This is a genomic window from Streptomyces sp. NBC_00258, from assembly GCF_036182465.1.
Taxonomy (GTDB): domain Bacteria; phylum Actinomycetota; class Actinomycetes; order Streptomycetales; family Streptomycetaceae; genus Streptomyces.
Map to the genome: position 1 here is coordinate 10,008,402 of NZ_CP108081.1, position 19,858 is coordinate 10,028,259.

The 19,858-nt window shown below is 72.3% G+C and carries 14 protein-coding genes and 1 pseudogene; 7 read left to right on the forward strand and 8 right to left on the reverse strand.

Annotated elements, in window-relative coordinates:
- Nucleotides 1–20 precede the first annotated feature (20 nt).
- From OG718_RS44575 to OG718_RS44590, 4 genes are all read left to right on the forward strand, one after another.
- A complete protein-coding gene (locus tag OG718_RS44575; protein ID WP_328847934.1) occupies nucleotides 21–932 on the forward strand; it encodes an ABC transporter ATP-binding protein in 912 nt (303 codons plus the stop codon).
- Nucleotides 925–1,575 (forward strand): ABC transporter ATP-binding protein, encoded by a 651-nt coding sequence (locus OG718_RS44580; protein ID WP_143642936.1) that lies wholly within the window; start codon nucleotides 925–927, stop codon nucleotides 1,573–1,575. The genes OG718_RS44575 and OG718_RS44580 overlap by 8 nt, the downstream gene beginning before the upstream one ends.
- A gap of 134 nt (nucleotides 1,576–1,709) precedes the next feature.
- Nucleotides 1,710–2,588, forward strand: coding sequence for a phosphatidylinositol-specific phospholipase C/glycerophosphodiester phosphodiesterase family protein (locus OG718_RS44585; RefSeq protein WP_328846830.1), 879 nt, complete (start codon nucleotides 1,710–1,712; stop codon nucleotides 2,586–2,588).
- 151 nt (nucleotides 2,589–2,739) lie between these two features.
- Nucleotides 2,740–2,934 carry a hypothetical protein gene (locus tag OG718_RS44590; RefSeq protein ID WP_055611237.1) on the forward strand — a complete coding sequence of 65 codons (195 nt, stop codon included), beginning with the start codon at nucleotides 2,740–2,742 and terminating at the stop codon, nucleotides 2,932–2,934.
- A 27-nt stretch (nucleotides 2,935–2,961) separates the two neighbouring features.
- On the opposite strand, the gene OG718_RS44595 is transcribed toward OG718_RS44590, so the two are convergent.
- Complete coding sequence (locus OG718_RS44595) at nucleotides 2,962–4,206, reverse strand: phosphodiester glycosidase family protein (RefSeq protein ID WP_328846831.1); 1,245 nt, start codon at nucleotides 4,204–4,206, stop codon at nucleotides 2,962–2,964.
- An 82-nt stretch (nucleotides 4,207–4,288) separates the two neighbouring features.
- Entirely contained in the window at nucleotides 4,289–4,645 is a 357-nt protein-coding gene (locus OG718_RS44600; RefSeq protein ID WP_186001443.1) for a DUF779 domain-containing protein, read from the reverse strand.
- A 243-nt stretch (nucleotides 4,646–4,888) separates the two neighbouring features.
- Here OG718_RS44600 and OG718_RS44605 point away from each other — a divergent pair, with 243 nt between their 5' ends.
- Nucleotides 4,889–6,379, forward strand: a complete 1,491-nt coding sequence (locus OG718_RS44605) for a glycoside hydrolase family 3 N-terminal domain-containing protein (protein ID WP_328847935.1) — start codon at nucleotides 4,889–4,891, stop codon at nucleotides 6,377–6,379.
- Between the two features lie 101 nt (nucleotides 6,380–6,480).
- Here OG718_RS44605 and OG718_RS44610 read toward each other — a convergent pair.
- Nucleotides 6,481–7,801: pseudogene (locus tag OG718_RS44610) on the reverse strand (glycoside hydrolase 5 family protein).
- Between the two features lie 8 nt (nucleotides 7,802–7,809).
- Here OG718_RS44610 and OG718_RS44615 point away from each other — a divergent pair.
- Both OG718_RS44615 and OG718_RS44620 read left to right on the forward strand, forming a co-directional pair.
- Complete coding sequence (locus OG718_RS44615; RefSeq protein WP_328846832.1) at nucleotides 7,810–9,042, forward strand: BadF/BadG/BcrA/BcrD ATPase family protein; 1,233 nt, start codon at nucleotides 7,810–7,812, stop codon at nucleotides 9,040–9,042.
- Between the two features lie 51 nt (nucleotides 9,043–9,093).
- Nucleotides 9,094–11,433 carry a glycoside hydrolase family 3 N-terminal domain-containing protein gene (locus OG718_RS44620; protein WP_443055258.1) on the forward strand — a complete coding sequence of 780 codons (2,340 nt, stop codon included), beginning with the start codon at nucleotides 9,094–9,096 and terminating at the stop codon, nucleotides 11,431–11,433.
- A 10-nt stretch (nucleotides 11,434–11,443) separates the two neighbouring features.
- Here the strand turns inward: OG718_RS44620 and OG718_RS44625 are convergent, their stop codons facing one another.
- The 5 genes from OG718_RS44625 to OG718_RS44645 form a co-directional block, all read right to left on the reverse strand.
- A complete protein-coding gene (locus OG718_RS44625; protein ID WP_306941194.1) occupies nucleotides 11,444–12,346 on the reverse strand; it encodes a carbohydrate ABC transporter permease in 903 nt (300 codons plus the stop codon).
- Nucleotides 12,343–13,365: a carbohydrate ABC transporter permease gene (locus tag OG718_RS44630; protein WP_143643047.1), complete on the reverse strand. Its 1,023-nt coding sequence runs from the start codon at nucleotides 13,363–13,365 to the stop codon at nucleotides 12,343–12,345. The genes OG718_RS44625 and OG718_RS44630 overlap by 4 nt, the downstream gene beginning before the upstream one ends.
- Entirely contained in the window at nucleotides 13,365–14,735 is a 1,371-nt protein-coding gene (locus OG718_RS44635) for an extracellular solute-binding protein (protein WP_143642929.1), read from the reverse strand. The genes OG718_RS44630 and OG718_RS44635 overlap by 1 nt, the downstream gene beginning before the upstream one ends.
- 150 nt (nucleotides 14,736–14,885) lie before the next feature.
- Entirely contained in the window at nucleotides 14,886–15,566 is a 681-nt protein-coding gene (locus tag OG718_RS44640; RefSeq protein ID WP_328846833.1) for a peptidyl-prolyl cis-trans isomerase, read from the reverse strand.
- The gene (locus tag OG718_RS44645; RefSeq protein ID WP_328846834.1) at nucleotides 15,563–19,852 is read right to left on the reverse strand and encodes an NEW3 domain-containing protein; all 4,290 of its coding nucleotides are present in this window, start codon (nucleotides 19,850–19,852) and stop codon (nucleotides 15,563–15,565) included. Before OG718_RS44645 ends, OG718_RS44640 begins: the two co-directional genes overlap by 4 nt.
- Nucleotides 19,853–19,858 lie beyond the last annotated feature (6 nt).

Consider the following 19,858-nt stretch of genomic DNA (forward strand, 5'->3'; position numbering starts at 1 on the left):
GGCTCTCCGTACGATTCCGGATGCGCGACCGGGCCTACGTACGGGCCGTCACGGACGTCTCCTTCGACCTCGCGGCGGGGGAGTGCCTGGCCCTCGTCGGCGAGAGCGGCTGCGGAAAGTCGGTGCTCGCCTCCGCGCTGCTGGGCCTGCTGCCGGGCAACGCCTCGGTGGCGGGTTCGGCCCTGCTCGGCGGCGACGGCCTCGACCTGCTGGCCGCGGACGAGCGGGTGCTCGCCCGAGAGGTCCGCGGGCGGCGCGTCGGACTCGTACCGCAGAGTCCCGCGGCGCACCTCACGCCGGTGCGGACGGTACGGTCCCAACTTGCCGAGGCTGTACGGGAGTTGACGGGGACTCCGGGGGAGGGCGCGGTGGCCGCGGCCGCGGAGCGGGCCGCGTTCCCCGTGGACCATCTCGACCGCTACCCGCACGAGTTGTCCGGCGGGCTCGCCCAACGGGCCGCCACCGCACTCGCCCTCGTCGGTGACGCGCCCCTGCTGCTCGCCGACGAGCCGACCACCGGGCTCGACCGCGACCTCGTCGAGCGCACCGTCGACGAACTCCGCCGTCACACAGGGGACCACCGCGCCCTGCTGCTGATCACCCACGACCTGGCGGCGGCCGAGCGGATCGCCGACCGGGTCGCCGTGATGTACGCGGGGCGCGTGGTGGAGATCGCCGACGCGGCCGAGTTCTTCGGCGCGCCGGGGCCGCGGCATCCGTACGCACGCGGTCTGCTGAACGCCCTCCCCGAGCGGGAGTTCACGCCGATCCCGGGCATGCCGCCGGAACTCGGCGCGCTCCCGGAGGGGTGTGCTTTCGCCGCGCGGTGCGGACGGGTGAGCGAGGCGTGCCGTGTCCTGCCGGAGTTCGAGGCGGGTGTGGCCTGCCACCACGTGGGCCGGCTGGATCACGCGGAGGTGGCGCGTGCTTGAGCTGCGGTCCGTCACGGCCGGGTACGACCGGCGCGCCCCCGTCGTCCGCGAGGTCTCACTGACCGTGAGCGCCGGGGAGGCCGTTGGGCTCCAGGGCCCCAGCGGCTGCGGCAAGTCCACGCTGGCCCGGGTCGCCGCCCTGCTGCACCGGCCCGACTCCGGCGAGGTCGTCATGGACGGCGAGCCCGCCCGCGGCTGGCGTCATCGCGCTCCGCGCGCCCAGCGCACCGCCTTCGGGGTCGTCTTCCAGCAGCCACGCCTCTCGGCGGACCCGCGACTGCGGCTCGCGGACCTGATCGCCGAGCCGTTCCGGGCCACCGGGCAAGCAGCGGACGGCGTACGGGAGTTGGCCGAAACCGTGGGGCTCGGAGCGGACCTGCTGGCCCGCCGGCCGCACGAGGTCAGCGATGGGCAGCTGCAGCGGGCCTGTCTCGCGCGGGCGCTCGCGCTGCGGCCGCGCTGGCTCGTCTGCGACGAGATGACGGCGATGCTCGACGCCTCGACCACGGCCGCGTTGGTCGGCGTCGTGGAGACCTACCGGCGGGAGAGCGGGGCCGGACTGCTGGCCGTCGGGCACGACCGGGTGCTGCTGGAGCGGTGGTGCGACCGGACGGTCGGCTGGGCCGAGCTGACCTCGGTGTGAACGTCCGCCGGAGGCGGTCGGGCGAAGTGAACGCACAGCGGCAGTCCGGCCAACTCCCCGCACGGCCCTGCTCCTTGAACCCCGTGAGGACCGATACTCGCTGAGGCCCATACGGCACTCTCAGGGAGGCAGACATGGCCCTCACCACCCGTCGCAGAGCCCTCACCACCCTCGCCGCCGCAGTGGCGGGCAGCGTCGCCGTGCCCGCGTACGCGCAGGCGACCGAGGGCGGGCACCGTCCGCGCCCGCTCTGGCGCGCCCACGCGCACAACGACTACCTCCACCCCCGTCCCCTCCTCGACGCGCTCGGCCACCGCTTCGGGAGCGTCGAGTCGGACATCTTCCTCGTCGGGAAGCAACTGCTGGTCGCCCACGACCCGGTCGAACTCGACCCGACCCGGACGCTGGAATCCCTCTACCTCGCCCCCCTCGCCGCCCGTGTGAAAGCCAACCGCGGCTCGGTGTACCGGGGGCAGCGCAAGCCGCTCCAGCTGCTCATCGACATCAAGACCGAGGGCGCGTCCACGTACCTGGAGCTCGACCGCCAACTGCGCCGCTACCGGCACCTGTTCACGACGTACGCCCACGGCCGGGTCTTCCCCGGAGCGGTGACGGCCGTGATCTCCGGCGACCGCGCGGCCCGTGTCCCGATGGAGGCCCAGAGCGTGCGGCGGGCCTTCTACGACGGCCGCCTCCTCGACCTGCTGGCCCCCGTCCCGGCCCCGGCCTCCTTCATCCCGCTGATCAGCGACAACTGGACGCTCAACTTCACCTGGCAGGGCGTCGGAGCGTTCCCCGAGGTGGAGCGCCAGAAGCTGCGCGGCATCATCGCGGCGGCGCACTCCCGACGGCAGAAGGTCCGCTTCTGGGCCACCCCGGATCTGGCGGGTCCCGCCCGTGACGCGGTCTGGGGCGAACTCCTCGCCGCCGACGCCGACCACCTCAACACCGACGACCTCGCGGGCCTCGAAGCGTTCCTGGACGCCCACAAGCAGGTCCACGAGCGGGCGTAGTCCATCGATCACCAACCGACGGGCGTAGCCCAGCGCTTTCACACGCAGTCAACACACGTTCGGCGGACACGTCAGCCGCCCGTACGAACCCCCCGCTACGCCACACTTGCGGCCGAAAGCCGCGGTGTGGACGTGGCGGAGGAGGTTGACGATGGCCATTTCCATCTCTGTGGTCCTGTTGCTCTTGATCCTTGCGGTGGTCTTCCTCCGCAACGGCGCGCTGAAGCTCTCGCACGCCGTGGTCTGCGTGCTGCTCGGCTTCTATCTCGCGAGCACGAGCATGGCGCCGACCATCCACAACGGGCTCACGGCGACCGCCGACGTCGTCAGCAGCCTCAGGCCGTGAGCCCGCGGCAGAGGTGCGGCGCCCGGATCAGGACCGTGAGAACACCCCGATCCCGTTGGGCACCGGCCTCTCCGCCCCGCCGCTGGGATGGTTGCGCACGGTCGCCGTCGTCGAGCCCGGCTCCCGGGCGGCCAGTGTGCTGGAGCCGCCGCCGTCGAGGCTGAAGGCGTCCACGGAACCCAACTGCCGCATGGTGCCGGCGACTTCCGCGATGGTGAGTCCGGTGCGGAACTCGGGTGCCCCGTCCAGTGCGAGCAGCAGGAGCCGGCGGCCGCCGTCCGAGATGCCCGCGGCGGTCCGTACGGCAGCGGTCGTGGTGTCGAGACCCGCGAGCGGTCGGCCGCCCCTGAGGACCGGATAGCCGCCGATCACGAACCGGTACGGGATCCTCGACGCGGCCGCCACCAGCCGGTGCCGCACCACGACCCGCTCACCGAGCGACAGCTTCCGCAGCTGCTGGGCGCCCGCCTCCCGGCCGACCAGGACGGTGGTGCCGGAAGCGATGGGTCCGTTGCCGGGTGTGTCGGCCGATGACACGACCCGGCCGTCCTGGACGATCACCTCATAGGTGTCCGTGCTGCAGGGCGCGGCCCGGTCGGTGTCGGTCCCGCAGGTGGCCCGCACCCGAGAGGGGCTGCCCCAGTCCGAGGTGAACGCGCCGACGGAACCGACCGGCAGCGCGTACTGGTTGAGACCGCCGAGCGGAAGCCGTGTCTCGGTGGTGGCGACCGACCCGTCGAGGGCCAGGCTGTCGAGGCGGGCCCGATGGTCCGTGCCCACGCCGAGTACGTCCCGGGTGCTCGTGCCGGGCGGCAGGGCCGGGCCGAAGCGCTGGCCGTCCGGGACCGCCGCCTTGAGTGTGCGCCCGCCCGCGATCGCAGGACCGACGGGCGCGCCGGTCGCCTCGACCCCCGGATGCTGGGTCTCGGTGATGTTGAAGAAGTCGCCGTTGACGCCCGCGACGGCCCCCTGTGCGTCGGTCAGCCGTGACACGGGGGCCCGCGCGGCCACCGCGCCGGGGTGGAGCAGGTCGACACTCACCCGCGGATTGCGGAGATCGACGCTGAGCACATGTGCGTGCGCCACGCCCTTGGCGGCCGGAATGTCGAACTCGGTGTAGCGCACGCCGGGTGCGAGCCGCTGGAAACCCGGCGGGCCGCCGTCCGGTGCGCCACTGGCCGGTGCCGCCCCTGCCAGGGCGGCACCGGCCAGTGCGCTCCATGCCGCTACAACCGTCAGTGCGGTTCTGAGTCGTCCGGTGCGTCGTCTCACGCTGCCCCTGCTCTCTCCGCTGTCTCCTCAAATGGCCCAGGACACAAGGGAGTTCACCACAGAGCAGGTGGCGTGACGACGACTACGTGCCGACGAGGCGCGAACGGGTCAGGAAACGCACCCCTTCGGGTGCCTCCAGCGAGAAACCGCTGCCCCTCCCCTCCACCACGTCGACGATCAGCCGGGTGTGACTCCACACCTCGTACTGGCTCCGCGACATCCAGAACGTCACCGGCTCGTCGACGCCCTCGACGGCCAGCGAGGCGAGCAGCACATCGGAATCACCCGTCCGGAACTCGCCCTCCGGGTAGCACATGGGCGCGCTGCCGTCGCAGCAGCCGCCGGACTGATGGAACATCAGCGGACCGTGGGCGGCCCGCAGTCGGCGCAGCAGCTCGGCGGCGGCGGGCGTCAGCTCCACGCGCGGGGCGGATGGGATCACCGTGCATCACTCCTCATCGCTTCGAGGCGTACCGGACCAGGTCCTGACCGCTGTCGCGGACCCTACCGAGGGCGACGGACGGGCGTCAGGCCCGCGTAAGGAGATCGTTCCGGACCACCGCCCTGCGTGGTGCGGTGGATACGTTGCGTCAACGGGGCTGGTTGATTGATTCACCTTCGGGTTATGTTTTGGTGGCTCACATCATCCGATCCGTCATCCGACCGGAGGACAGTCGACGTGATCCATCCCCTGCCCGCCGCGTTCGACGGTCCCGGGCTGCCCGTCGACCTGGACGAGGCCGCCCACCGCTGCCTCGTCGCCGGTTTCGACGGGACCGCGAGCGTCCCCGCCACGCTGAAACGGCTCGTCGACCGGGGTCTCGGCGGAGTCATCCTCTTCACCCGCAACGTGCGCGACGCCGAACAGGTGCGCCGGCTCACCGACGAACTGCGGGCCATACGCCCCGACCTGATCGTCGGCATCGACAACGAGGGCGGCGGCATCGGCCACCTGGTGGGCGCGGGCGCGCCCGACGTTCCCGGCAACTTCGCGCTCGGTGTCGTCGACGACACGGACCTGACCGCCCGCTGCGCCGACGCGCTGGCCGGACACCTCGCCACCCTCGGCATCACCGCCTCCTACGCGCCGGTCGCCGACCTCCAGCACCACCCGGACAACCCGATCGTGCGCACCCGCTCCTTCGGTGCCGATCCCGAGCTCGTGGGCCGACACCTGCGGGCGTGGATCACCGCCACCGAGGCCCGCGGCGTCGCCTCCTGCGCCAAGCACTTCCCCGGCCACGGCGGCACCGTGACCGACAGCCACCACGACACCGCCGTCGACCCGCGGCCGTACGACGAACTGCTCCCCGACCTCGAAGCGTTCCGCGCGGCCGTCGCCGCGGGCGTTCCGATGCTCATGAGCGCCCATGTCGTGTTCCCGGCGCTCGACCCGAACCGCCCGGCCACGCTGAGCCGCCGCGTCCTGCGCGATCTGCTCCGCGACGAGATCGGCTTCGACGGGGTGCTGGTCAGCGACGCGCTGGAGATGAAGGCGATCGCCGACCGCTACGGAGAGGCCGCCGGGGCCCGGATCGCCCTCGCCGCGGGAGCCGACCAGGTCATCGTCGCCGTACCGGAACTGGAGACCACGCTGGCCTGCCGTGACGCGGTCCTGGACGCGCTGCGCACCGGAGCGCTGCCCGACGAGCGCGTGTGGGAAGCCGCCGGACGGGTCCGCCGCCTCGCCGAGCGGTACGCGACACCGGCCGCTCCGGGCACGGTCGCCGCATGGGACGCGGAGGCCGGAGCGGAGGCGGCCCGCCGGGCCGTACGCGGCCGGCCCGCCCGGCCCCCCGTGTCGGGTGCCCATGTCGTCGACCTGTTCCCGTCGCCGCACCCCGCGCTCAACTGGGGCGGCGAGGACCTGCTGACCGAGCTGCGCGCCGTCGACCCCACGGCCTCGGGAACCGCGGTCACCGGGGAGCCGGCCGACCCGGGCGCCCTCGTCACCGGGATCCTGCGATGGTCCGAGGGCTCCCCGCTGATCGTTGCCACCCACGACGCCGGGCTGCACCCCTGGCAGGCCCGCCTCCGCGACTCCCTGCTGGCCCGACGGCCGGACGCCGTCCGCGTCTCCACCGGGCTCCCCGAGGGCGGGGACTACCTGTGCTCGTACGGACGGGGCCGGGCCAACCTGCGGGCCCTGGCGGAGGCGCTGGCGGGCGAGTAGCCGCTCACCGGCACGCTCCGCCGCCTCGGCCGGCTTCCGTCACCATGGCCTCGACCGGCATCCGTGTCCCGTCACATTCACCACTTCGGCGGCCGGCGCGGTCACGGATTCCGTACGAGATCCGTGATTCCGCGGGCCGCGAGGTACTCGGCGTCGTCCGCGTGTGAGGCCAGGACCACCGTCGGGCGGACGCCCTGGCTCCGCAGCCACATCCACGCCTCGAAGTACGCGCCGCCCGGACCCGAGACGGACCGGGTGGCGGGCGTGCAGTCCAGGACCAGGGCCAGGTCCCGCGGCTGTGCGGGCCGGGGCTTGGCGCGCACCTCGGCGGCGGCGTCGGCGAACGCGGTGGCGATCGGCTTGGCGCGGCCGGAGGAGTCGAAGAGGCCCAGGGTGTACTCCAGCTCCGGGTAGTCGGCCAGGGAGCGGTCCACGTCGTGGGAGCACCACCAGGTCACGCCCCACAGCCCCGAGCACTCCGAGGCGTTCAGCACGGTGGCCCGCGCGAACTCGGGGGCGTCGGCCGCCGGGATGTGCGGCTCGGGCGCGCCGGTCTCCTGCGCCCAGACCGGCCGCGTCACGTCCTCGGCGTAGGCCTTGGCGAGTTCCACGCCGTATTCGGCGAGGTGCAGCACCTGCGGTGAGAGGGGGCCGTAACGGCGTGCGCAGTCGCCCGAGAAGACCCACGGGTGGACGGTGGTCAGATCGCCCTTGCGAGCCGAGGCCTCCGGGGTGAACGGGTGGTCGTCGCCGTACCAGGCCGCGTCGTACGCGGAGTGCGTGACGAGACGGCCGGGCGGAGCCGCGGACAGACCTTCCCTGGCGGCGGCGAGGAGCGTGTCGAGGTAGTGGTCCACCTCCTCGACGGTCACCGGATTGTGCTCGACCAGGTTGTTGAGCTCGTTGCCGAGCTGGAGACCGATGAGGTTGGGCCGGCCGGCGAGCGCGCGGCCGAGGACACGCAGCAGCTCCGCCTGGGCCTCGATGGCCTCGGGGTCCGTGAAGACGTTGCGGTGGTGCCAGCTGCGGGTCCACTCCGGATAGAAGTCGAAGCTCGACAGATGGCCCTGCACTCCGTCCACGAGGACGTCGAGACCGGCCTCGGCCGCCAGGTCGACGAGTTGGACCAGCTGGTCGACGGCCGCGGTTCGGATCAGTGTGCGGTTGGGCTGCAGGAGCGGCCAGAGGTGGAAGACGCGGATGTGGTCCAGGCCGAGCCCGGCTATCTGGGCGAGGTCCTCACGGGCGTGGGCCGGATCGAAGTCGTGCCAGGAGTGGAACCAGCCGCGGCGGGGCGTGTAGTTCACACCGAAGCGGGGCGCGGGCGCGCTGGATACGGGGGGAGTGCTGATGGGGTCCTCCTCGGAAACCTGTGCCGACGCGCGGCCGGGGCTTGTTCTCGGCGAATGTATCAACCACCATGGTCGCCAATGAACAATGATTTGAACCAGGATTCAGGTCGGGTGCGTGATCGGCCGCGGAATCGGGATCTCGTGGTGGGCCTGGACGCCGGCGGCACCCGTACTCGCGCAGTCCTGGCGTCCGCCGTGGACGGCCGCGTGCTCGGGCAGGGCTCCGCAGGCCCCGGGAACGCCCTCACCGTCCCGGTGCCGCTGCTCACCGACCACCTGGCCGAGGCCATTGCCCAGGCGGTGCCGGAGCCGGACCGCGCCCGGGTCGTCGCCGTGGCCGGCGGTTTCGCGGGCGCGGCGGAGACCGCCCCGGACGAGCCCGGCCGCCTCAATGCCCTGGCCGCGCTCACCGCCGCGCTGCGACGCCTGGGCATCGAGGCGGATTCGGTCGGCGTCAGCAGCGACATCGAGGCGGCCTTCGCCTCCGCACGCGGCACCCCGGCCGACGGGCTGGCCCTGGTGGCCGGCACCGGCGTGGTCGCGATGCGCATCAGGGACCGCCGCTGCGAGGTGACCGTCGGCGGTGACGGCTGGCTGCTCGGGGACGACGGCGGCGGCTTCTGGATCGGCCGCAGCGCGGTACGGGCGGCCCTGCGCATGGCGGACGGACGCGGCGGTCCCACGACGCTGGCCGACGCGGTCGGCCGGGCGCTGGGGTTGCCGGCCGAGGCGCTGCCGTACGCCGAGGGGCGGCGGCCCGGGGACACGAACAGCCCGGGCGGCCCGGGCCGCCCGGATGGCGAGGTCGGCCCGGACAGCGCGGGCCATCCGGCCAGTGCAGGCGGATCGGTCGGCGCTGACGCCTCCGCCACCACTCCCACCCCGGCCCGCGAGCGCACCTTCGCCCGCGAGCGGCACCCGGCCGAACCGGAGTGGTCGCGTGAGCGGCGCGCGGCCTACCGCATGCACCTGCTGCCCGCGGTCATGGCCGAGCCCCCGATCCACCTCGCCCGGCTGGCCCCGCTGGTCGCCGAGGCGGCCCGGCACGAGGACGCCGTCGCGCGGGCGATCCTCGACGAGGCGGCGGACCACCTGCTGGAGCCCCTCCGCGCGCTGGAACCCCGCCAGGGGGAGCGGATCGTCGCCACCGGCGGGCTGCTCGGCCCCGAAGGACCCCTGACAGCTCTTCTGAGCGAGCGCCTCAAGGGTCTCGGCCTGACGCTGGACTGGGTGGCGGACGGCTGCCGAGGCGCCGTGGCTCTCGCCCGGCTCGGACACGGCCGCTCGACACCCTCCACTCCGGCCACCTGACCGGTACCCCCCCGAAGCTCCACGCGAGAACAGCACGGAAGGACCGGTCGCATGCCGACTCCGGAACACGCGGCCGCCCGGCCCGAGCAGACACCCGAGGTATCCCGGGGCCACGACATGCAGAGCCCCCTCTATCTGGACCCGGACGCCGCCGTCGACGCCCGGGTCGCCGATCTGCTCGCCCGCATGACCCTGCGGGAGAAGGCCGGCCAGCTCAACCAGCGGATGTACGGCTGGGACGCCTACCGCCGCACACCGGACGGCTTCGAACTCACCGAGGCGCTGTACGCCGAGACCGAGCGCTTCGCCGGCCTCGGCGCCCTCTACGGACTCCTGCGCGCAGACGCCTGGTCGGGCGTGGACCACTCCACCGGCGTGGGCGCGGCCGACGGCGCCACGCTCGCCGACCTGGTGCAGCGCCACGTCATGGAACGCAGCCGCCTCGGCATTCCGGCGCTCCTCGTCGAGGAGGTCCCGCACGGCCTCATGGCCCTGGACGGCACGGTCCTGCCGGTCAACCTCGCCGTCGGAGCCACCTGGGACCCCGAGCTGTACGAGCAGGCCGCCGCCCATGCCGCGGCGGAACTGCGGGCCCGTGGCGGCCATGTCGCCCTCGTATCCGCCCTCGACCTCGCGCGCGACCCCCGCTGGGGCCGTACCGAGGAGTGCTTCGGCGAGGACCCGTATCTGGCCGCCCGCCTCACCGAGGCGCTGGTGCGCGGCATGCAGGGGCAACCCGGTTGCGCGGACGGGCAGTTCGCCGAGGACAAGGCCGCCGTGGTGCTCAAGCACTTCGCCGGACAGGGCGCCACCGTCGGCGGCCGCAACTCCGCGGAGTCCGAACTCGGCCCACGGGAACTCCACGAGATCCACCTCCCCGCCGCCCTGGCCGGGGTCCGGGCGGGGGCCGCCGCCGTCATGGCCGCCTACAACGAGGTCGACGGCGCCCCCTGCGCCGGGAACCGTGCCCTCCTCGACGGGCTGCTGCGCCGCCGCTGGGGCTTCGAGGGGCTGGTCATGGCGGACGGCCTGGCCGTCGACCGGCTGGCCCGGATCACCGGCGACACGGTCTCCGCCGGCGCCCTGGCACTGAACTCGGGCGTCGACCTCAGCCTGTGGGACGACGGCTTCACGCACCTGGAAGAGGCCGTCGAGCGTGGACTCGCCCAGGAGGACGTGCTCGACGCGGCCGTCGCCCGGGTGCTGCGTCTGAAGTTCCGCCTAGGACTCTTCGAACGGCCTTGTGCCGCCGACCGGTTGACCGCTCCCTCCCCGGACCGCGGCCGGGAACTGAGCACCGCCCTGGCCCGAGGCGCGGTCACCCTCCTCCACGACGACGGGGGCGTCCTGCCCGTCCGCCCGACGGTGTCCCGCATCGCGGTCCTCGGCCCGCACGCAGCCACCACCGCGCATCAACTGGGCGACTACACGGCTCCGCAGCTCCCCGGCACCGGAGCCAGTCTCCTCGACGGGCTGCGGCGGCTCGCCCCGCCCGGCGTGGACGTGCGGCACGCCCGCGGCTGCGCGCTCACCGGCGACGACCTCTCGGGCATCCCCGAGGCCATCGCCCAGGCCGGCGTCTCCGACCTTGCCGTGCTCGTGCTGGGCGGCAGCAGCGCACGTACGCCCGAGACCGACTTCGCCGCCAACGGCGCGGCCCTCGGCGCCGTGTCCGAGATGACCTGCGGAGAGGGCGTCGACCTCGCCGGGCTGCGGCTCGGCAGGGCCCAACACGCCCTGCTGGACGCCGTCGTGGCGACCGGTACCCCCACGGTCGTGGTCCTGGTGCAGGGCCGCCCGCATGCCGTCCCGGAGGCGGCGGAGCGCGCGGCCGCGCTGCTCACCGCCTGGTACCCGGGCCCGTGGGGCGGCGACGCGATCGCCGAGGTACTGCTGGGCCTCGCCGAACCTCTCGGCCGCCTCCCCGTCTCCGTCCCCCGGTCGGCCGCCCAACTTCCCGTGTACTACAACCACAAGGACACCGAGTACGGGGCCTACGTCGACGAAAGTGCCGAGCCGCTCTACTCCTTCGGGCACGGGCTGTCGTACACGAGCTTCGACTACGGGCCGCCGCGCCTGTCCGGGCGCACCGTCGCGGTCGACGTCACCAACACGGGGGAACGTGCCGGGCGTACCGTCGTCCAGCTCTACATCCGCCGGCTGGTCACGCCCGTGTGGCCACGCATGCTCGAACTGCGTGCCTTCAGAGGTGTCGAGCTCGCTCCCGGTGAGACGCGCACGGTCGTCATCCCGCTCGGCGCCGACCAACTCGCGCAGGTCGGCGCCGACTTGGAGACGGCCGTACTGCCAGGCACCGTGGAGATCCGCGTCGCGGAGTCGGCGCGGGCCGCACTGAACGCCGTACCGGCAGTGCTGCGTATCGGGGATTGACGACGGCCCGTCAGAGCTTCACTGCCCCCGACGAAACCCCCTTGTAGAACCACCGCTGGGTGATCACGAACAGCACCAGCACCGGGATGACGGAGATCACCGAACCGGCCATCACCACCCGCTGGTCATAGCCGAACGACGAGCTCTGCAGCCGCGAGAGACCCAGCGTCAGCGTCATGTGTTCCTCCGAGCGCAGCACGATCAGCGGCCAGAGGAAGTCGTCCCAGGCGCTGATGAAGGTGTTGATGGTGACCACCAGGATCGCGCCCCACGCGGACGGCAGATACAGATACCGGAAGCGCTGCCACTCGCCGGCGCCGTCGAGCATCGCCGAGTCCTCGATCTCGCGCGGCACCGCCATGAACGCGGCGCGCATCAGCAGGACGTTGATCGCACCGACGAACCCGGGCAGCCACACGCCCACCAGGTTGTCGACCAGGCCCAGGTCGCGGATGCTCAGGAACAGCGACACCATGATCGACTCGAAGGGGAACATCATCGAGGCGATCAGCACGACCCAAACGGCTTTGCGGCCCTTCCAGTTGGGCTTGGAGAGCATGTAGCCGGCCGTGGTGGAGAACAGCAGTTGGCTGCCGACCGACAGGACGACCACGAACATGCTGTTCCTGATGTACGTGGCCACCGGCACCTGGTCGAAGACCGCCCGGTAGGCCCGCAGGGTCGGCTCGTGCGGAAACAGTGAGGCGTTCGCGCCGAAGACGTCCTCGCTGGTGCTCTTCAGCGAGGCCAGCAGCTGCCAGACCAACGGTCCGACGGTGATGCCGAGCACGAAGAACAACAGCAGGTAGCGGACGACCAGTTCGCGGGGACGGCCGTAGTCCCGCCAGCGCGGAAGCAGTCTCCTGCGCGGTGCGGTCTCGGTCGCGGCCGAGGTTTCGGTCGCGGTCGTCATGACTCGTCCTCCCTGGTCAGCCGCTGCGCCAGCAGGGTCAGCCCCAGCGTCAGCAGGAACAGCGCCACACTGACCGCCGAGCCGTAGCCGGCGTTGCCGGTGATCGGGTCGAGGCCGACGTCCTTGATGTAGAAGGGCAGGGTCCGGTCCGCGCCACCGGGGCCACCGGTGGGACCGCCGAGCATGTACAGCTCGGTGAACACCCGCAGTGAGCCGATGCCGGTGAGGGTGCCGACCAGCATCATGGCCTGCCGCACGCCCGGCACGGTGATGTGCCAGAAGCGGCGGGCCGCACCGGCGCCGTCCATGGACGCCGCCTCGTGCAGTTCCTTGGGCACGTTCCCCAGCGCGGCCAGGTAGAAGATCATGTACCAGCCGAGCCCCTTCCACAGGGTCAGGCCCATCGCGGAGAACAGGATCAGCCACGAGTCGGACAGGAACGGGATGGCGTCCCTGATCAGATGGGCCTTCTCCAGCCAGGTGTTGATCAGCCCGTCGTCGGCCAGCAGCCACTGCCAGCTCAGACCCACGACCACGCTGGAGGCGAGCACCGGGGTGTAGAAGGCGGAGCGGAAGAAGCCGATGCCGGGCAGGTTCTTCTCCACCAGGATGGCCAGCAGCAGCGGCAGCAGCACCATCAGCGGTACGACGATCAGCGCGTACAGGATGCTGTTGCGGGTCGCCAGCCAGAAGTCCGAGTCGTCCAGCATCCGGGTGTAGTTGTCCAGCCCGACGAAGCTCGCGGCACCGCCGAGCGGCTTGGCGTCGGTGAACGACAGCAGGAGCGTGTTGAGGAACGGGAACACGCCGAAGACCACCGCGCAGACGATCGCGGGGGCGGTCCACAGCCAGGGCAGCCACCAACGTCGGTACAGCGCAGCGCCGTTGGCGCCGGGAGCGGGGCCGGGCAGCACCGCCCGGCTCAGCCGGCGTATGCGGGACGGGGCCGCGCCCGGCACGGAGGCTGTGTGCTCCGCACCGGGCGCGGACACCGGCTTCGCGGTCTGCGTCGCCACGATCAGCCTGCCTGCTTCAGCAGGTCGTTGGCCTTCTCCTGGGCGTCCTTCACGGCCTGCTCGGGGCTCTTCTTGCCCTGCATGGCCAGCTGCACCTGGGACACGATGGCCTTCTGCACGGCCGGCGAGATGTTGGTCTGGTAGGCGGTGGTGGTCTTGAGCTGCTCGGCGACGAGCTTGCGGGCCTGGGAGAAGGGGTCGCTGCCGGTCGCGTTCTGGAAGAACGGGTCGTCCAGCGAGGTCGTGGTCGTCGGGAAGATCACGACGTTCGGGTCCTTGCACCAGGCCGTCTGGTTCTCGGCGTTGGTGAGGAACTTGGCGAACGCGAGCGCGGTGGGGGCGTGCTTGCTGGTCGCGGCGACCGAGATGTACTGAGGGGCGGCCGTGGTGTGGCCGAGCGCGTCGAAGGGCTGCTGGCCGACGCCGGTCTTGGCGTACACCGACGGGCTGTTCTGCTTCACGAAACGGACGAAGCTCGGGTTCGTCGAACCGTACGCGACCTGGCCCTGGCTGTACGGCGTGGAGGGGTCGTTGCTGGAGGACAGCGAGTCCTTCGGCATGGCGCCTCCCTTGTACAGCTTCGCCATCCAGGCCACCCACTGGGCGGTCCTCGGATCGTCGGCGAAGACGGCGGACTTGCCGTCGGCGGACAGCGTCCTGATGTCCATCTGGTCCCAGTCGGCCGGGATCCGCCAGATCGGGTTGGCCATCGTCGCGAAGTACTTGCCCTTGGCCGACTTGGCGATCTTCTCGTAGTCGGCGAACAGCCCGAACATGGTCTTCGGCGGCTTCGCCGGATCGATCCCGGCCTTCTTCAGCATGTCGGTGTTGTACGTGAGGAGGACGCCGCCGGTGTACCAGGGCAGCACGGTGTGCGCCGCCGTCCCCGAGGCGTCCTTGTAGGTGCTGGACTTCCAGAACGCCGGGACGAAGGGCTTGGCGGCGTCAGGGTCCTTGACGCCCACGTCGAGCAGGTATCCGGCCTTGGTGAGGGCGGTCGCGGTGGGGGCGTCGATGTTGATCACGTCCGGCATCGTGCAGCCCTGGGCGTCGGCGACGGTGCGCTGGGTGAACGTGCTGTCGCCGGGGTCGTCGATCCACTTGACCGAGGTGCCCGGGTTCGCCTTCTCGAAGTCCTTGATCACCCCGTTGAAGAAGCCCCCGAAGTCCTTCTTCAGGTTGGTCGTCTGGAAAGTGATCTTTCCCTTGACGTCACCGGTGAGCTTGCCCGACCCGACGTTTCCCTTGTCGACCTTGCAACCGCCCGCGGTGGCGTCACCGTCGTCGGAGCCGCCGGAGAGGCCGCAGCCTGCGGCCGTCAACGTCAGTACGACGAGACAGGCCAGGGATCCGGTCAGTCTTCTTGCGTGCATTGCTGCCCTCCTGAGACCCAGTCTGCTGCTGGTTCAATTCACCAACTTCGACTCCGATTGATGAAAAGGTGGACCAGAATTCATCGGAGGTCAATGGGTGCTGTGTTGCTTTTAGGTTCCGGACGCGGTCGGTACGCGGTCGGCGTGCGGTCAGTGCCGGTGCTCGTGGTCGGGGTGCGACGGATCGCCGGGGTGCTCGTGCCCGGCGGCGTACACCACCCCGGCGCGAGCCCGGTCGAGCCAGGCGAAGAAGGCCCGTCGGCCGGCGGACCGGCGCAACTCGTGGGCGACGCCCTCACGTACGCCCTCGTACGGCAGGCGGTCCGAGGTTTCCGCCCCGCCGAAGGGGTCGACCCCGCGCCGCAGGGCGTCCGGGGTGAGGAAGCGGTCCGGGTTGCGGTCGTAGTAGTCCCGTACCGCCGGCTCCGGCACGTCCTGCTCGCTCTCCAGCGCGGCGAGCAGGACGCGGGCTGCCGGGGAGTGGGCGAGCACCGCGGCGACGATGCTGCCGAGATCCGCGACGTCCGCCTCGGCCACGGCGAGCACCTGGGCCGGCCGGACCTCTTCGGGAGGCCTCAGTCCGCGCTCGGCGCAGGTCCGGCGGGCCAGTTCGTCCACGACGACCACCTGGGTCGCCCAGCGCCGCCGCTGCCGTTCGGCGCGCGCCGACGCGTCGGGGCGGGTCACGGGATCGCGCGGCGGTACGACCCTCAACAGCGCGTCCACGTGCGCCGCGGCGAGGGCGTCGCCGTGCACGAACGCGGCCACACCGTCGGGCAGGTGGGTGTGCGCGGGGCCGTCGGCCGGACGGGTGTGTGCGTGTCCGCTCATGGCAGCACCTCCAGTGGTACGGCCTCGGTGTAGGCGACGCTGCCGTGCCAGGCGATCTTCGCCATCAGCCAGTACGAACCCGGTGGCACCGCACGGCCGTCCACCTCGATCACGCACTCCAGCCGCTCCCCGGCGGGCACGGTGAAGCCCTGGCAGCCCGGACCCACCCCCGGCCAGGTGCCCCACGACGACACCGCCCAGAGGGTGCCATCGACCGGACCGCGGGTTGTGTTGCGCACGGTCACCGGAACACGGCCGAGCTCGCCCGAGCGCACACTGATCCGCTCAACTCCCAGGCTGGACACGAGAGTCGGGCCCCTGCGGCCGTCCGGCTCGCCCTCCGGGACGGTGCCCGGCACGTCGAGGGCCACGACGTCCTCGTACGTCTGGCCGCCGTACGACAGCCGGGCGCCGAGCCAGTGGCGGCCGGGTGTGGCGTCGGGGGCGGGGGTGACGGTGACCTCGGAGAGGCTGAATCCGCCGGGGCCGAGCGCGTACGGCAGTTCGGCGGGTTCGGCGGACCAGCCGGGCGGTACGCGCAGGGCGACCGTGCCCGACACCGGGGCGTCGGTGAGTTCCGAGCTGACGCGGACCGTCGCGGTCACGGGGCTCCCGGAGACGGTGAGCGCGGTCGGTGATACGTACACCGCGACGGGCATGTTGCCGCGCGGGGCGGGGCCGGAGTTGTGCAGCCAGTACCGGGTGTGGACGGGTTGCGCGGGCTCGTGCGCGGCGATGCCGGGGCCGTGCGGAGTCCGTCCGTCCTCGGGAGCCGCCAGGACCGTCGCGACCTCGAACCCGGTCAGGCCGATGTCCAGCACTCCGTCCTGGTCAGGGGCCAGCGGTGCCCCGGGGTTCTCCAGGACGTCGGCGTGGGTTCCGGCCGTCCACGCCAGCGGGCCGCGCACCTGGGCCCGGACCGGACGGCCGGACACCTCGTGCATCCGTACGACGACTCCGCGGCCCGGGTCCGCCGGGGCCACGCTGCCGCGCGCCAGCGGCGAGCCGACCGGCTTGAGCGCGTCGAGCAGGACCTCGCCCTCGGGCTCCAGTCCCAGCAGCTTCGCTCTCCTCGGCAGGACGGGGGCCTGCGGCGGTGCGTCCGCCGCGTCGCCGTCGCGCAGCCGTGCCGTGAGCGGGTGGTTGTAGTCGTGGCCGGTGCGTGGAAGTCCCAGTTTCCGCCAGTCGCCCTCGCCGCCCACCACGGCGTACTCGAAGGTGTGCGACCACCGCTGGAGCTGGAAGGCCGAGCCGTCGGGGGCGGTTCGGCGGGGCGGGTCGATCCAGATGCCCGAGGGCCAGCCCGTGCAGGAGCGCATCAGCGACATGTAGAGGTCGCCCGAGGAGGTGACCACGCAGCCGGGTGTGCCGCGGTTGAGGACGGCGAAACTGCGGCCGTCCCAGGCGTCGCCCGGTGGCAGGGCTTCACCGCCGCCCGCCGCCGTGGCCCGCAGGACCGCGTCGTCCAGGTCGGCGACCAGTGCGTCGACCGCCTTGGCGTCGTCCTCCGGGCGGGCGCCCGCCACGACGAGCAGCGGCAGCCGTTCGAGGTCGCGCAGGTCGGCTCCGGGGACCCACTCCTCGCGCAGGCTCGCGCGCGGCGCGACCCAGACGGCCGCCACGCCGTGCGCGGCCAGTTGCCGGCGCAGTTCGCGTCCGGCGGCCGGGTCCCAGCCGAGTGCTTCCGCGACGACCGTGTTGCGTTCGGGGCCGCCGACGGCGATGCGGATGTCGGGCAGGTTGGAGTCGATCTCCAGGTCGCCGTAGCGCGGTCCGTCGGCGATTGTGGAGGTCGCGGTGACGCCCGCGCGGACCAGGGCCGCCGCGAGCGGGGTACCGAGTTCGCCTGCCTCGTCCCAGGAGGAGTAGACGAGCTCGGCCACGCCGATGGAGCGGTGGCCGAGGAGCGCGCCCGTGTCGTCGCGGATCTCGGCACGGGCCGTGGAACCGAGGCCGAACCAGGTGTTGGCCGGGTTGTCCAGCGTCCAGGGGAACCGCTCGCTGTCGACCTCCACGAAGCCGAACCCGCGCCCGATGACGGCGTCGGCCACCTCGTGCACTGGCAGCCCGCCCCGCACGTCGGAGGGCCAGCGGACCCGGATCAGCCGGTCGGCGCCGTCGTACCCGTCGACGGTGGTGGTCACGTCGAGGCGCGCGACCCCCTTCCACAGACACAGCCGCTGTGTGTAGCGGAAGAGGCCGAGGTCGGCGGTGACGGTGATGCGGGAACCTGCGGGGGAGTGCTCGACCCGCACGGCGGCGGTCACGTCGCGGCTGCGGGCGGCCGTGGTGCCGGTCGGGGTGAGATGCCAGGGCCCCTCACCGAAGCGGGGGTGCCGCGGATACTCCTCCTGCACGACCAGCTCGTTGCCGATGTCGCCGGCACGCAACAGGTCCCGTCCGCCCTCCACGAGCGCGCGCAGCCGGCTCACCCCGCCGCCGCGTCCCGGGTCCACGGTCAGCTCGTAGAACTCGTTGCGGATCGTGGTGCCTTCCCCCGGCACCCACTCGGAGACGGTGCCCCGTGCGAGCGGAAGTGCCTTGAGCCCCATGCCGGGCACCTCCGGCACGATCACCCGCAGCTCGCCGTTCTCCCGCACGGCGGGCAGCGGGAGACCCGTGTCGTCGAGCGGTACGAGTCCGGGGTCGTCGACGGTCAGTACGTCCTGCCGCAGCCAGGTCGCGGAGTTGAACACCACCAGGTCGGGGCCGCCGCCCGGCAGCGGGGCCACGTGCCGGGCGAGGGCGTCGGTCGCGTCGGCGTGCACGGCCTCGGCGAGGTCCGCCAGTTCCCGCCAGCCGGTGAGCAGGTCGATGTAGACCTGGTCGGACTCCGAGCCGGTGATGGCGTCGTGATGGGCGCCGTAGATCAGCTGCCGCCACGCCTTGTCGAGGGCGGCGTCCGGATAGGGGTGCCCGGTGACGAGCGAGGCGAGTGTCGCCCATGCCTCGGCGTCGGCGAGCAGCGTCTCCCCGTACCGCTGGGCCTGTTTGGTGTCGATGTAGGAGACGTCCTTGCCGGTGTAGACGGGGTTCATGTCCCGGGTCTGCGGTGACGCCGTGCGCCCCTCGGCGTTCAGCTCGGCCCGCACCGCGGCGAAGAAGTCGCGCGGCACGGCGCTGACGAAGCGCGGCCAGACGTACCGGGCGTTCCAGTCCCGGTGGATGTCCATGACCCAGCGGCACGGCGGCGCGTAGTCCCCGCCTACCGGGAGCAGCACGTTGCGGGTGAGCGCGACCTGCTTGAGCCCCTTGAAGAGCTTGAGCGCCGCCGCCTGGGCCTCGGGCAGCGTCGGCGCGTTGTCGATGGCCCAGCCCGCGCCGTAGTGGTTGACCATGTACGCGGTCAGCAGCCCGCGCCCCGACGGAGCGATCCAGGAGAACTCGGCGGGGAACTGCATCCGGTTCGGATCCCGGGGCTCCTCGCCGAAGACGGAGAGGGTGGGACCCCACTGGTGGAAGGGGCCGCGCGCCCACGAGCTGGAGGACAGCCCCGCGTCGGCCATCAGCCCGGGGAACTGCGGATCGTGGCCGAAGGCGTCCAGCTGCCAGGCCGTCTCCGGCGAGGCGCCCATGACGCCACGCTGGAAGCCGTCCCCGTAGACGGCGTTGCGGATGGTGGCCTCGGCGCCGGTGAGGTTGGTGTTGGGCTCGTTGTAGGTGCCGCCCATGATCTCGACCCGGCCTGTCCGCAGCAGCTCCCGCAGGAAGGCGCGCTCCTCCGGAAAGGCGTCCCAGTACGGCTTGAGGTAGTCGACCTCCGCCAGCACGAAGGTGTACGCCGGGTCGCGGCGCGCCAGGTCGCAGTGGGCCCGTACGAGACTCATGCCGGACTGGCCACGGGAGTCGAAGGTGCGGGCCGGCAGGCCGGAGGTGGCCGGGTCGTCGGCGACGTCCCAGGTCTCGGTGTACGCGCCCTGGGTGTTCCACCAGACGGGGTCGTAGTGGAAGTGGCTGACCATGAACATCGTCCAGCCCGGCTCCGCCGCCGTGAACTCGGCGGGGTGCACGGCCACTTGGGCCTCGTCGGTGGCGATCACGTCGGTCGCGGTCACCGAGACGTCGCGGCGCTCGCCCGGAGCTAGGCCGGTGCGCACGGGTATCTCGGCGCGTGCGGTGCCGTCGTCGGCCACCGTGACGAGGGCCTCCCCGGCGATACCGGAGCCCTCGACGGTGAGACGGACGGCCCGGCCGGGGGTGTGGCTCAGCTCGACGGCCACGATCTGGCGCGGCTGCTCGGTGGTTCCGACGAAGAGCTCGGTCGACTCGACAGAGGTGACGCGCATGGGGCT

Coding starts and splice junctions, on each gene's coding strand:
- OG718_RS44575 (WP_328847934.1), top strand. CDS start 21: ATGCGCGACCGGGCCTACGTACGGGCCGTCACGGACGTCTCCTTCGAC.
- OG718_RS44585 (WP_328846830.1), top strand. CDS start 1,710: ATGGCCCTCACCACCCGTCGCAGAGCCCTCACCACCCTCGCCGCCGCA.
- OG718_RS44590 (WP_055611237.1), top strand. CDS start 2,740: ATGGCCATTTCCATCTCTGTGGTCCTGTTGCTCTTGATCCTTGCGGTG.
- OG718_RS44615 (WP_328846832.1), top strand. CDS start 7,810: ATGAACAATGATTTGAACCAGGATTCAGGTCGGGTGCGTGATCGGCCG.
- OG718_RS44620 (WP_443055258.1), top strand. CDS start 9,094: ATGCCGACTCCGGAACACGCGGCCGCCCGGCCCGAGCAGACACCCGAG.
- OG718_RS44625 (WP_306941194.1), bottom strand. CDS start 12,346: ATGACGACCGCGACCGAAACCTCGGCCGCGACCGAGACCGCACCGCGC.
- OG718_RS44635 (WP_143642929.1), bottom strand. CDS start 14,735: ATGCACGCAAGAAGACTGACCGGATCCCTGGCCTGTCTCGTCGTACTG.
- OG718_RS44640 (WP_328846833.1), bottom strand. CDS start 15,566: ATGAGCGGACACGCACACACCCGTCCGGCCGACGGCCCCGCGCACACC.
- OG718_RS44645 (WP_328846834.1), bottom strand. CDS start 19,852: ATGCGCGTCACCTCTGTCGAGTCGACCGAGCTCTTCGTCGGAACCACC.